A 13,345-nucleotide genomic window follows, 5' to 3' on the forward strand; every position below is an offset into this window, starting at 1 on the left:
GTTTAATTCTTGTTTAATTTTTAATTAAAATCCCGATAATATACTTTTAAATACTCTTGGTTTTTTATTTTTAAGTTACTTCTAACAACACACTGTTTTTATAAAAATGCTCTCATACGCTGCTCCTAAGTCAGAATTTTCTGCTCGGCAAAACTTGAAGTGGCTGTTTATCCTCAGAAACTTGATGATGCTCAGCGAGGTTATACTCATTGTTTTATCCGTATACGGCCTCAATATTCGTTTGCCGGAGCAGCCGCTCTGGCTGGTGATAATGTCGATAGGCGTCGTTAATGTTTATACCTCAATGCGCTTGGAGACCGATGATCCCGTTACGGAATTGGAAATATTTTCTCAGTTAGTTATTGATGTTTTTGGTATTACAGCATTGTTGTACTTAACCGGAGGCGCATCAAACCCTATTACTTGGGTATTCCTGTTGCCCCTCATTATTACAGCCATCATGCTGCATCAATCCTATGCATGGTATATGGTGATTTTAACCACCTCCATGTATACGGCATTAATGGCCTACAATATTCCGCTGCCATCGATAGAACCGCACATGCCTAACCCGGAAATGCAGTATTCCGACACAAGGAATTATGAACTGTTGCAACAGGTTCATGCCATGAGCGATAGTCATTATTTTAATCTGCATATTTTTGGCATGTGGTTTGGTTTTGTATTTAGTGCCGGTTTGGTCGCATTCTTTGTGGTTGAGTTGGCTAAAACGCTCAAGGCGCAGGAGCGAAATCTGGCTGAAGCCAGGGAAAATGCATTAAGGGATGAGCGTGTTGTGGCATTAGGTACGTTAGCGGCCAGTGCCGCTCATGATATGGGAACGCCATTGGGTACTATTGCTATTGTGGCTCATGAGCTAGAGCAAGAGTTCCCTGTCCACCGCTTTCCGGATTTGCACGAGAAATTACTGATCATGCAGCAACAGATTGACCGGTGTAAAACAGCGCTATCGGTGATGTCGGCCTCTGCCGGTGAAATGCGCGCCGAATCAGGTAGTGCCATGCTGCTAACTGATTATATTGATGAAGTCATTAATCAATGGCGCACTCATAAACCGACGGCAAAGCTCTGTTTTTTTATCGATCCTGAAGTTGCAATGCAGGCGAAAATCATTGCCGAACTCACACTGACTCACTCGATTATTAACATTTTAAACAATGCCGCTGAGGCGTCTCCGCCGGAAAAGGGTATCGAATTTCATGCGTCATGGGATTTAGACTACGCTGTTATTAAAATCAGGGATTTCGGTCCCGGTCTGCCGCCGGAATTAATCGATTTTGCCGGTAAACAACCCGTTATCAGCAAAAAACGCGGTTTAGGCGTGGGGTTGTTCTTGGCTTATTCCACCATCAATCGCCTGGGCGGTAAAATTAACCTTTACAACAGCGAGTCGGGCGGAGCCTGCGTGGAAATCACCCTTCCTCTTTTAAATACAGAGAACCATAATGACAACCCAGGAAATGGATAAACCCCGGCTGTTGCTGGTGGATGATGACGAGACTTTTTGTAAGGTGCTAAAGAGCGCATTAGAAAAGCGAAATTATGAGGTATTGGTCGCTAACGATGTCAAAACCGGAATAGCATTTGCCGAGCGTTATCTGCCCGAATATGCGGTGATCGATTTGCGTATCGGTCATGAGTCGGGTTTGGAATTGGTGAAAAAACTGATCTCTTTGGATGACAATACTGTTTGTGTCATGTTAACCGGTTTTGCCAGCATTGCTACAGCGGTGGAAGCAATAAAACTGGGTGCCACGCATTATTTAACCAAGCCGGCCAATGCGGATGAAATTGTAAACGCCCTGCATAAAAATGATGGTGATTCATCGGTCTCGATTAGTGAAAACCCCTTATCTGTAAAACGTTTGGAATGGGAGCACCTGCAAAAAGTGCTGATGCAGCACGATGGCAATATTTCGGCTGCCGCCAGGGCGTTAAATATGCACAGGCGCACGCTGCAAAGGAAGCTGGATAAAAAACCGGTGAGAGAGTAGTCAGTCAGTCTAAAGAAGATGCGTGGAGCTGCGGTTTAGTTAAACCGACTCCAAAGCGTTATGCATGCATCTACGGGGTAGATTGCTAACGCCATCTTTACTGTCGTCATCCACAACGGCGATAAGAAGATCACAGCCCTAAGTTTTCTGCTGAAGCAGCAGTAATTGCGTTCTCGATTCAGGCTTCGCTTATCGTATCCAGCCATCTCCCAGTTTGGCAATTTTAAGTGCAATTCCCTCTGATTCCGGCAACTTTATTTCAATTCATTACGCCTTAGACGGTAACATTTATTGCCGGTAATATCCTTTTCCCGGCTGATGCCTCATTAGGCTTATAAAGACATTTCAATTAATTTTCAATTGGTTGTTATGTGGCTTCTTGCCTCTTTACAATTGTTGGTAATTCTCACTGCATCATTAATTCTGATGCGATTGGTGTTTTTTTATTTATAGTTTTGACACGACGCCGTATCTCATGATAAAAAGTACCCTGTCGTTTATTACTTAATTCGACAAGCAACTCAATAGAGCAATTTGTTGAGCGGCTCCCTTTGAGGAAAGGGAATAATAAAATAAAATAATATAAACTATTCGAGGATTTTAAAATGGCTGAAGAACAAGAAAAAGATAACACATGGTTGATCGCTGGTGTTGCTATTGCTGCTGTTATTGTTTTAGTTGTGATGTTGAAACAGGACGAAACCAAGCATTTACAAAGTGGTGCTGTTGCAGCGAGTAATGCTGAAGTGTTCTCGAAAATTGATGCGAAAAAAACCAGTAACAACACTGGTAACGTAGGTAATTAAAATAATTCCCCCCGTTATGAAAATAGCGGGGGGTGTTGTTACTGCTCGGCACCTTTATATCCTGAATCTGCAAGTCCCTCATACACCAGCAACATAAAGTTTCGAATCTAATCGATACGCCCCCTCCAAAGAAAGCCCTAACATTTCAACGCATGAATTGAAATTTATAATGCTCGATTACCGTAAAATCTACGGAATTTTTGGAGTGTTAGCTATATATCCTTTTCCAACAGCAGGATTTTTTCTTCCAACATTTTTACTCTTTTCAATAGCTCAGGCAGCTTGCTGATAGCGATTTGCTCTTTATAAGCGGTCTTCTTGTCTTTTGCCGGACTGCCGAAAACTTGCGTACCGGCTTTGACGTCGCCTGCTACGCCGGAGCGCGCCATGACTACAGCGCCTTGACCAATCGTAACATGATCGGCAATACCCGAACTTCCCGCCAGAATCGCATAATCTTCGATGTTACAGGAGCCGGATACGCCCGTTAAACCGCACATGATGACGTGTTTGCCGACTTTATTATTGTGTCCGATCTGCACCAGATTATCGATTTTACTGCCCGCTCCTATTAAGGTGCTTCCCAGCGCACCCCTGTCTATGCAGGTATTGGCGCCAATCTCGACATTGTCCTCAATAACTACATTGCCGACCTGGGGAACTTTGACATGCTGATTATTCCTGAACTTATAACCAAAGCCGTCAGCGCCAATGATGGCTCCTGAATGAATAATGACATTGTTCCCTATGGCCACGTCATCATAAATAACGGCATAAGGATAAATTCGGCAGTTTTTGCCTATTTTTACATTTTTACCAAGATAAGCGCCTGCGTGTATTTCGCTGCCATCGCCGAGAGTTGAATTTTCGCCAATTACTGCATAAGGTCCGATATACAGTTCATCGCCTAGCGTCACATTAGCTTCAAGCACTGCCTGCGGCGCAATTTGTCGCCCATAAATCCTGGCAGGATGCAGTAATTCGACTGCTTTGATAAAGCTGACTTCCGGGTCGGGGCAAATTAACAGCGCCATGCCTTCAGGTACGTTTTCAACAGCGAAACTTTCCGCAATAAAGCAAGCCGAAGCCGTTGAATCCTTAATATGCCGGGTATAGCGACTGTTGGTCAGCTGTGTGACTTGGCCCTGGTGTGCAGACGTAATCTCTGCCGCTGAATGGATGGTTGCCGATGGATCTCCACCTTCAATCCGCGCACCACAAAAATCGGCAAGTTCTTTTAATGTAATCGACATGTTTGTCTCTGCTGTTATTTTGAATAGCGCCAAAACAGCCGGCACGTTGTTGAAAATATAAAGTAAGTGTAGCAAATCTAATAAACAACCACATTACCTGTATTGGGTTGCTCACCGGAATGATAAGGTTTTCAATGTACCCGATTTAATTTTATTTTTCTGTTTTACAGCGCGCAGAAGTCAATTTTGGTTGCGCAGCCAATGTCCCGACTTGCCGCCGTCTTTCTCCAGTAATCGGACCGACTGGATGACCATGCCTCTGTCTACGGCTTTGCACATATCGTAAATGGTCAGTAATGCAATCTGTGTGGCATTAAGCGCTTCCATTTCTACGCCGGTTTGTCCGTTGGTTTTTACAGTGGTTTGGCAGCGTATCCGGTTGCTGTCGATTTCAGCGCTCAGCTTGATTTCTACATGCGTTAAAGGCAGCGGATGGCAGAGCGGGATCAGGTCCGCAGTTTTCTTGCTGGCCATGATGCCGGCTATTCTCGCTATAGCCAGAACGTCGCCTTTTTTGTGACCGCCGTCTACGATCAGCTTGAGCGTGGACGGCTGCATTTCGATATAGCCTTCGGTGACGGCTGTACGCTGAGTGATCGCCTTTTCGCCGACGTCAACCATATGAGCTTCACCGGATTGATTAAAGTGGGTTAATGCAGTCATTTTTCTGTAAAATTATCAGTGAAAGGGCAGGCGCGTTTTTATTATAACAACTGCCGGTTAAGAAAACTAAAAAGGCGACCGACAGGTCTTCCATGCAATGCACCTCGTGCTAATTCTATTTTTTGTGACTGAGTGACTGATCATGTCAATTAAGGTACGTTATTTTGCCAGCTTGAAAGAAAGTATCGGCCGCTCGGAAGATAATCTGGAGTTTTCAGGACCGGCCACAGTTGGCGATGTATGGCACAGGGCTAATCCGGATAAAACGCTGCCGGATAATAGTTTGGCGGCGGTGAATATGGACTATGTTGAATTAAATAGCGCTGTTAAGGACGGTGATGAAGTGGCTTTTTTTCCGCCGGTGACCGGGGGGTGACAATGGACATAAAAATTTGCGCGGAACCCTTCGATCCCTGGCAGGAAATTCAGGGTCATCAACATTCGGCAAATAATATGGCCGGTAAGTTTGGCGCGACCAGCATCTTTATAGGCACGATGCGCGATTTCAATGAAGGCGATGACGTTAAAGGCATGACGCTGGAGCATTATCCCGGCATGACCGAAAAACAGCTGGAAAAAATCGTTGCCGAAGCCGCGCGGCAATGGCCGGTTATCGATGTGTTGGTGGTGCATCGGGTGGGTGATATTTTACCTAATGACCCGATTGTGCTGGTGGCGGTGTGGACATCGCACCGTGGCGATGCTTTTGATGCCAGTCGATACATCATGGAAGCGTTAAAGTCGAGAGCGCCTTTCTGGAAAAAGGAATTGTTAAAATCCCAAGCCGAGCGTTGGCTGGAAAAAAATACTGATGGTTATAGTTAACCGACCCGTTATTGTTAGTTTTATAGGAAATACCTGAATGCAGGGACAATTAAGAAAAATGCACGCCCGGCTGGAGTCGGATAGCTCAAAACCGGTTCAGTACGAGTTGCCGTTAGGCGATCAGTTGGTCGCTTTAAATCCGCTGATCGGCAAGTCAATTAAACTGACTTATACCGGTAAGATCCTGTGTGTGCATTGCAGCAGGTCAATTAAAAAGAGCTTTAATCAGGGCTATTGCTACCCGTGCTTTATCTCGCTGGCGCAATGCGACATGTGCATCATGAAACCGGAAACCTGCCACTATGAGGCCGGCACCTGCAGGGAGCCTTCATGGGGCGAGAAATTTTGTTTTCAGCCGCATGTGGTTTATCTCGCTAATTCCAGCGGTATTAAGGTTGGCATTACCCGGCAGACACAAATCCCGACGCGCTGGATAGATCAGGGTGCGGTGCAGGCCTTGCCGATTTTTAAAGTACAGTCGCGTTATATTTCCGGTTTGATTGAGATCGCTATCGCCAAACATGTCAGCGATAAAACAAGTTGGCAGCAAATGCTTAAAAGTAAGGCTGAGCCTATCGATCTGGTTGCAAAGCGGGATGAATTAATCGCCATTTGTTCAGTGGAGTTGGCCGAGGTTACCCAACGTTTCGGTCAACAGGCGACTGAGTTTTTAGCCAATGAGGCGCCTGTGGATATTCATTTTCCGGTGGATAGCTATCCGCTCAAGGTTAAGTCATTTAATCTTGATAAGAACGCTGAAGTATCAGGGGTGCTGCACGGTATTAAAGGGCAATATTTATTGCTGGATACCGGCGTCATTAATATCCGCAAGTTTGCCGGTTATGAGATTGAGTTGTCAGCGTAGAAGCCTCGCGGTAATCGCCATATCAGATCCAGGGCCGGCATCATCAGCTTTTCTTTAAATCCAGGGATAACGCCTTTTGTAACGATATTTTTATTCTTCGGTTTTAATGATAAGCAATAATTGATTGTCCGGCCAGACAGGAATTAAAAAGGTCAAGAGATGCGTGTACAATTTGACCAAAAACCAAGTAAAATGCTCACATTACGTTGCCTGAAAAAGGCGGCTACCAGCAGCAGTCTATATGACGTTCTTTAAAATACACCGGGTATTTGGGTCTTAAGTTTTTAAAAACACATATAATCGGCTTAATTCGAAAGTTTATTTGAGGGTATTAGCGTGGAGCTAAACGGCGCACAAATTGTAGTTCAGAGTCTTAAGGACGAAGGCGTAGAATATATTTTTGGCTATCCCGGCGGGGCGGTATTGCATTTATACGATGCCATTTTCCAGCAGGATGATGTCAAACACATTCTGGTTAGGCATGAACAGGGCGCGACCCATGCGGCGGACGGCTATGCCCGGGCCACCGGCAAACCCGGCGTAGTTCTGGTTACTTCAGGCCCTGGCGCTACTAATGCGGTCACCGGCATTGCCACCGCTTATATGGATTCGATCCCGATGGTGGTTATTTCCGGCCAGGTGCCGTCACCGGTCATCGGCAGCGATGCGTTCCAGGAAGTCGACATGGTCGGCATTACCCGGCCGTGCGTGAAGCATAATTTCCTGGTCAAAGACGTCACCAAACTGGCTGAAACCATCAAGAAGGCATTTTATGTGGCGACAACCGGTCGCCCCGGCCCCGTTGTCGTTGACGTGCCTAAAGACATCACCGATCCCAGAATCAAAGTACCTTATAAATACCCTAAAAAAGTGTCCATCCGTTCTTATAATCCGGCGGTTACCGGTCATAAGGGGCAGATTAAAAAGGCGGTGGATTTATTACTGACCGCGCAGAAGCCGATCATTTATTCCGGCGGCGGCGTGATTTTGGGTGAAGCCAGCAAGGAATTGACCGAATTCGCGCACACCTTGGGCTTTCCTGTTACCAATACCTTGATGGGTCTGGGCGCTTATCCTGCAACCGACAAGCAGTTCGTCGGCATGCTGGGCATGCACGGCACTTATGAAGCCAACATGGCGATGCATGAGAGCGATGTGATTATTGCTATCGGCGCGCGTTTTGACGACCGCGTCACCGGCAAACTGGACGAGTTTTGCCCGCACGCCCAGATTATCCATATCGACGTCGATCCGGCATCTATCTCCAAAACTGTTAAGGTTGCGATTCCTATCGTCGGCGAAGTTAAACCGGTATTGGAACAAATGATGGAAATGATCAGGGAAAGCAAAAAGAAACCGTCCAAGAAAGCCTTGGAAAGCTGGTGGAACCAGATCGACCAATGGCGGGCCGTCAAATGTATGGAATACGACCGCAACAGCCGTCTGATCAAGCCGCAATATGTGATTGAACAGTTGTACGAAGTTACCAAAGGCGAGGCGTATGTCACCTCGGATGTCGGCCAGCATCAAATGTGGGCTGCCCAATATTATCCGTTCGACAAGCCGCGGCATTGGATTAATTCGGGCGGTTTGGGCACTATGGGCTTTGGCTTGCCTGCGGCCATTGGCGTTAAATTGGCGTTTCCAGACTCGGAAGTCGCCTGCGTGACCGGCGATGGCAGCATCCAGATGTGCATTCAGGAATTATCGACCGCGCTGCAATACAATACGCCGGTAAAAATCATCAACCTGAACAACAGCTATCTGGGCATGGTTCGCCAATGGCAGGAATTTACCTACGAAAGCCGTTACTCGCATTCGTACATGGACACCATTCCGGACTTTGTCAAACTGGCGGAGGCATACGGTCATGTCGGTATGCGTATCGATAAGCCCGAAGAAGTCAGACCTGCGCTCGAAGAAGCGTTTGCGATGAAAGACCGCACGGTGTTCTTGGACATCCTGACCGACCGAACCGAAAATGTTTACCCGATGATTGAAGCAGGCAAAGCTCATAACGATATGACCTTAAGAGTCGCGGACGGCACATCAACCGACAGGGAATTGGCGTAATGAGACATATTATTTCTATCCTGATTGAAAACGAATCCGGCGCGTTATCGCGGGTGGCAGGTTTGTTTTCCGCGCGCGGCTACAATATCGAGTCCTTGACCGTAGCGCCTACCGAAGACGCCAGCCTGTCGCGCATGACCCTGGTCACCCGCGGCAGCGATGACATTATCGAGCAAATCACCAAGCAGCTGAATAAACTGATCGATGTGGTTAAGTTGATAGACTTGGCCGAGTCCGATCATATTGAACGGGAACTGATGATGGTCAAGATCAAGACCAGCGAACATACGCGCGAAGAAATCAGAGGCATAGCGGCTATATTTCGCGGCAAGATTATCGATGTGACTCCGACCACGTATGTCGTGGAGATGACCGGTCCCTCCAGTAAACTGGATGCTTTTATCGCCGCCATCGATAGCGATACCATTATTGAAGTCGTTCGCTCCGGGCCGACAGGCATCTCAAGAGGCGAAAAAGGGCTGCATTTGTAAGCCTAAGGTTAAAGACGAAAGGCTCAAGGCGAAAAAAGCCCCTTGGACCTTTCATCTGAATTAATTTTAAACACCCAAAAACAGGAAAAACCATGCAAGTTTATTACGACAAAGATGCCGACCTTTCAATCATCAAAGGTAAAAAAGTGGCCATTATCGGTTACGGATCGCAAGGCCATGCCCACGCTCTTAATCTAAAAGAATCCGGCGTTTCAGTTGTCGTGGGTTTGCGTGCAGGATCGCCTTCAGTGGCTAAGGCTGAAGCGCATGGTTTAACCGTTCAAGACGTTGCACAAGCGGTTGCAGGTGCGGACATAGTTATGATTTTGACGCCTGATGAATTCCAGTCAAAATTGTATAAAGACGAAATTGAACCGAACATCAAACAAGGTTCAGTATTAGCATTTGCCCATGGCTTTGCGATTTTGTACAACCAAGTCGTGCCACGCACCGATTTGGACGTGATCATGATCGCGCCTAAAGCACCTGGGCACACCGTGCGTTCTGAATTTGTACGCGGCGGCGGCGTTCCTGACTTAATCGCAGTTCATCAAGATGCTTCAGGCACAGCGAAAGCGATTTGTTTATCGTATGCCTCTGCTATTGGCGGCGGTCGCTCAGGCATCATCGAAACCACGTTCCGCGACGAATGTGAAACCGATTTATTCGGCGAACAAGCCGTATTATGCGGCGGTGCGGTTGAACTCGTAAAAATGGGTTTTGAAACCTTGGTTGAAGCGGGTTATGAGCCTGAAATGGCCTACTTTGAATGCTTGCACGAATTAAAGTTGATTGTTGATTTAATGTTTGAAGGCGGCATCGCCAACATGAACTATTCGATCTCCAACAATGCAGAGTATGGCGAATACGTTACCGGCCCCAAAGTCATCAACGAAGAAAGCCGTTGGGCAATGCGTGAAGCATTGAAAAACATTAGAAACGGCGAATACGCCAAGCAATTCATCATGGAAGGCATGACCAATTATCCTGAAATGACCGCCAAGCGTCGTTTAAATGCAGAGCATCCGATTGAAGTTGTCGGTGCAAAACTGCGCAGCATGATGCCTTGGATTAAAGCCAACCAGATTGTTGATAAAACCAAAAACTGATCTTAAGTCGGTTTAAGCGTTTTAAAAAAAGCCCGTCTTTATGATGGGCTTTTTTTTGCTAAGCGCGGTAGATTCTTCGTGGCGCATTAATCAAGCTGCTAAGTTGATGCTTATTGCAAATTTCGAGGATAATCACCCTAGTCTCACCATTAAAACATCAATAATAGAGCAGATGACTGATGAATAAACTACTGAAAAACTCCATCTGGATACTGATTGCTGCGCTTGGTGCGGCAGCCGTCGGCGGTATCGCTTTAAACCGTGGCGAGAGCATCAATACGCTGTGGTTTGTAACCGCCGCTTTATGCGTCTATGCCATTGCCTACCGATTTTATGCGGCGTGGATTGCCGCGACGGTGCTGGCGGTTGACGAGACACGGGCCACTCCGGCCGAGCGGTTGGATAACGGCCGCGATTTTGTGCCGACCAATAAATGGATCGTATTCGGCCATCATTTTGCGGCGATTGCCGGGCCCGGGCCGTTGGTGGGGCCGACACTGGCTGCGCAGTTCGGCTATTTGCCGGGAACGCTGTGGATATTGTTCGGCGCGGTATTGGGCGGTTGCGTGCAGGATATGGTGACGCTGTTCTTGTCGACCCGGCGCGACGCGAAAAGCCTGGGGCAGATGGCGCGTGACGAGCTGGGCGCATTGGGCGGCACGGCGGCGCTGATCGGCACCTTTGCGATCATGATCATCCTGATTGCGGTGCTGGGACTGGTCGTGGTTAACGCGATGAAGCACAGTCCGTGGGCGACAGCTACCGTGTCGGCGACTATTCCGATTGCGATGATAGTCGGCCTGTACATGCGCAGTTTCCGTCCCGGCCAAGTGCTGGAAGCTTCAGCGTTGGGCGTGATTTTGTTGTTGCTGGCCGTGGTCGGCGGCGGCTGGATCGATCACAATCCTACCTTGCGCACTTGGTTCGATCACGAAGGCTTGACGCTGGCCTGGTGGGTGATGGCTTACGGTTTTGCGGCCGCGATTTTACCGGTTTGGTTGTTGCTTGCGCCGCGCGATTATCTGTCGACATATGTGAAGCTGGGCACTATCACCTTGCTGGCGGTGGCGATTATCATGTTGCAGCCGACCGTGAAAATGCCTGCCTTGACACAGTTCATCGACGGCACCGGGCCCATTTTCGGCGGCAAACTATTTCCGTTCGTGTTTATCACCATTGCTTGCGGCGCAATTTCCGGTTTCCATGCGCTGATCGCTTCCGGCACCACGCCGAAACTGCTCAGCAATGAACGCGATATACGCATGATCGGCTACGGCGGCATGTTGCTGGAATCCTTTGTCGCGATTATGGCGATGATGGCCGCGACGGTGCTCGATCCCGGCGTGTTTTTTGCGATCAACAGCCCGGCGGGCGTGGTCGGCAAGGAGGCTATCGATGCCGTCGCCAAAATTTCCTCATGGGGCTTTCCGGTCACGGTAGATCAGATGCAGCTTTTAGCCAATCAAATGGGTGAGGCAACGCTGTTTGCGCGCACCGGCGGCGCGCCGTCTTTGGCTGTCGGCATGGCGAGCATTTTCGGCAGCGCGTTCGGCGAGAGCATGCTGGCCTTGTGGTACCACTTTGCGATCATGTTTGAGGCTATTTTTATACTCACCACACTGGATGCCGGAACTCGCGTTGGGCGGTTCATGTTGCAGGATATGCTCGGCAATATCTGGCCGAAAATGGCGGAAACCTCGTGGATGCCGTCGGTGGTTTTGACCAGTGCGCTGGTGGTGGCGGGCTGGGGCTATTTTCTCTATATCGGCGTGATCGACCCGAACGGCGGGGTTAATATTTTGTGGCCGTTATTCGGCATTGCCAACCAAATGCTGGCCGCGATTGCGTTGTGCGTGGCGACCGGTATTTTAATTAAGTCCGACAAGCTCAAATACGCTTGGGTGACCGGTTTGCCGCTGACCTGGCTGGTGACAATCACCAGTGCGGCGGCCTGGGAGAAAATCGCCAGCGACAATATACGCATCGGTTTCTTTTCAGCGGCCAACGATCTGGCCGATAAGCTGGCGGCAGGCGCGTTGCCGCCGGAGAAAGCCGCTGTTACGCCGCAGTTGATCTTCAATCTGCATCTGGACGGCTGGCTGACCTTGTTTTTTGTGGTTTTGTTGTGGCTGATCGTGTTCGACATGCTGCGGGTTTGCAGCCGTTATCTGGCCGGAAAGCCGGTACTGCCGCTTGCGGAATCGCCGCATACCCAGAGCCGCTTGGTTGAAGATTGGGTGAGGGACTGATGCTGAGCAAACTTAAAGGGTTTTGGCGTGTCGTGCGTCGTCTATCTGGGGACGATGCTTATGAACGCTATTTACAGCACCATGCGGAGCATCATCAGACCGATACGCCGATGAGCAAAGAGGCTTTTTTCAAGCAATGGCAGGATGAAAAGTGGAATGGGATTAAGAGGTGTTGTTAGGTTGCGCTAAAGCAGACCTTCCAGGGTTTTAAAACCTTGAAGGTCTAAATCTGTGCCATTAACCAAACCTTCCAGGTCTTTAAGACCTGGAAGGTTTAACTCCCAAGGTTAAAATATGTCAAAAGAAACGCTCTTAATCAATGGCCACTACTACCACATCTACAACCGCGGCAATAACGGCGAAGACTTATTTCCTGAAGAGCGGAATTATCATCATTTTCTCAAACTTTACCTCCGTTATATTTATCCGGTTGCCGATACCTACGCGTATTGCTTGATGAAAAACCACTTCCATTTGCTGGTCAGAATTAACCCGAAGCCAGACCTTCCAGGTTTTAAAAACCTGGAAGGTCTAACTCAGCACAACTATTCACAACCGTTTTCAAATTTATTTAATGCTTACACTAAAGCAATTAACAAGGCTTACGGCCGATCAGGCAGTTTATTCGAAAAAAATTTCAACCGTATCTTGATCGACACAGACCGCTATTTCGTTCACCTGATCAGCTATATTCACCGTAACCCGCAAAAACACGGGTTTACTGACGACTTTCGCACTTACCCTCATTCTTCCTATCAAACGATTCGACATCAGAAACAAAGCCGCATCGAGCATCAACAAGTTTTACAATGGTTCGGTAGTATGCAGTCCTTTGAAAATTATCATCAGCAATTCGATGAAGGACAAGTTCAGCATTTGATTGAAAACGATAATTGCCCATCCTTTAAGACATCGGCCAGGTTGGGGTAGCAAAAAAGGTTCGAATTTGACACAGCTCATTGGAGTGAGAAACTCGCCACGAAGAACATAAGGTTT

14 protein-coding genes are annotated in these 13,345 nt (G+C 47.8%); 12 read left to right on the forward strand and 2 right to left on the reverse strand.

What is annotated here, in order from left to right; genetic code table 11:
- Nucleotides 1-106 precede the first annotated feature (106 nt).
- The 3 genes from METTU_RS11515 (at nucleotide 107) to METTU_RS11525 (ending at nucleotide 2,821) form a co-directional block, all read left to right on the forward strand.
- Nucleotides 107-1,489, forward strand: coding sequence for an ATP-binding protein (locus tag METTU_RS11515; RefSeq protein ID WP_006891761.1), 1,383 nt, complete (start codon nucleotides 107-109; stop codon nucleotides 1,487-1,489).
- A complete protein-coding gene (locus METTU_RS11520) occupies nucleotides 1,467-2,015 on the forward strand; it encodes a response regulator transcription factor (protein ID WP_006891762.1) in 549 nt (182 codons plus the stop codon). The genes METTU_RS11515 and METTU_RS11520 overlap by 23 nt, the downstream gene beginning before the upstream one ends.
- A gap of 605 nt (nucleotides 2,016-2,620) precedes the next feature.
- The gene (locus tag METTU_RS11525) at nucleotides 2,621-2,821 is read left to right on the forward strand and encodes a hypothetical protein (protein ID WP_006891763.1); all 201 of its coding nucleotides are present in this window, start codon (nucleotides 2,621-2,623) and stop codon (nucleotides 2,819-2,821) included.
- Nucleotides 2,822-3,033: 212 nt separating this feature from the next.
- Here METTU_RS11525 and lpxD read toward each other — a convergent pair whose 3' ends face one another.
- Both lpxD and moaC read right to left on the reverse strand, forming a co-directional pair.
- Nucleotides 3,034-4,074: a UDP-3-O-(3-hydroxymyristoyl)glucosamine N-acyltransferase gene (lpxD, locus tag METTU_RS11530; RefSeq protein WP_006891764.1), complete on the reverse strand. Its 1,041-nt coding sequence runs from the start codon at nucleotides 4,072-4,074 to the stop codon at nucleotides 3,034-3,036.
- A gap of 180 nt (nucleotides 4,075-4,254) precedes the next feature.
- Entirely contained in the window at nucleotides 4,255-4,737 is a 483-nt protein-coding gene (moaC, locus tag METTU_RS11535; RefSeq protein WP_006891765.1) for a cyclic pyranopterin monophosphate synthase MoaC, read from the reverse strand.
- Nucleotides 4,738-4,879: 142 nt separating this feature from the next.
- Here moaC and METTU_RS11540 point away from each other — a divergent pair, with 142 nt between their 5' ends.
- The 9 genes from METTU_RS11540 (at nucleotide 4,880) to METTU_RS11580 (ending at nucleotide 13,279) form a co-directional block, all read left to right on the forward strand.
- Nucleotides 4,880-5,113, forward strand: a complete 234-nt coding sequence (locus METTU_RS11540; RefSeq protein ID WP_006891767.1) for a MoaD/ThiS family protein — start codon at nucleotides 4,880-4,882, stop codon at nucleotides 5,111-5,113.
- A gap of 2 nt (nucleotides 5,114-5,115) precedes the next feature.
- A complete protein-coding gene (locus tag METTU_RS11545; protein WP_006891768.1) occupies nucleotides 5,116-5,562 on the forward strand; it encodes a molybdenum cofactor biosynthesis protein MoaE in 447 nt (148 codons plus the stop codon).
- Nucleotides 5,563-5,599: 37 nt separating this feature from the next.
- On the forward strand, nucleotides 5,600-6,427 hold the full coding sequence (locus METTU_RS11550) for a DUF2797 domain-containing protein (protein WP_006891769.1): 828 nt from the start codon (nucleotides 5,600-5,602) through the stop codon (nucleotides 6,425-6,427).
- Nucleotides 6,428-6,763: 336 nt separating this feature from the next.
- Entirely contained in the window at nucleotides 6,764-8,500 is a 1,737-nt protein-coding gene (locus tag METTU_RS11555) for an acetolactate synthase 3 large subunit (RefSeq protein WP_006891770.1), read from the forward strand.
- A complete protein-coding gene (ilvN, locus tag METTU_RS11560; protein ID WP_006891771.1) occupies nucleotides 8,500-8,991 on the forward strand; it encodes an acetolactate synthase small subunit in 492 nt (163 codons plus the stop codon). Before METTU_RS11555 ends, ilvN begins: the two co-directional genes overlap by 1 nt.
- Nucleotides 8,992-9,083: 92 nt before the next feature.
- Nucleotides 9,084-10,100, forward strand: coding sequence for a ketol-acid reductoisomerase (gene ilvC / locus METTU_RS11565; protein WP_006891772.1), 1,017 nt, complete (start codon nucleotides 9,084-9,086; stop codon nucleotides 10,098-10,100).
- 179 nt (nucleotides 10,101-10,279) lie between these two features.
- Entirely contained in the window at nucleotides 10,280-12,349 is a 2,070-nt protein-coding gene (locus tag METTU_RS11570; RefSeq protein WP_006891773.1) for a carbon starvation CstA family protein, read from the forward strand.
- The gene (locus METTU_RS11575; RefSeq protein ID WP_006891774.1) at nucleotides 12,349-12,528 is read left to right on the forward strand and encodes a YbdD/YjiX family protein; all 180 of its coding nucleotides are present in this window, start codon (nucleotides 12,349-12,351) and stop codon (nucleotides 12,526-12,528) included. The genes METTU_RS11570 and METTU_RS11575 overlap by 1 nt, the downstream gene beginning before the upstream one ends.
- Before the next feature lie 115 nt (nucleotides 12,529-12,643).
- On the forward strand, nucleotides 12,644-13,279 hold the full coding sequence (locus tag METTU_RS11580) for a transposase (RefSeq protein WP_006891775.1): 636 nt from the start codon (nucleotides 12,644-12,646) through the stop codon (nucleotides 13,277-13,279).
- Nucleotides 13,280-13,345: the final 66 nt, after the last annotated feature.

Source organism: Methylobacter tundripaludum SV96, from assembly GCF_000190755.2.
Taxonomy (GTDB): Bacteria; Pseudomonadota; Gammaproteobacteria; order Methylococcales; family Methylomonadaceae; genus Methylobacter_A; species Methylobacter_A tundripaludum.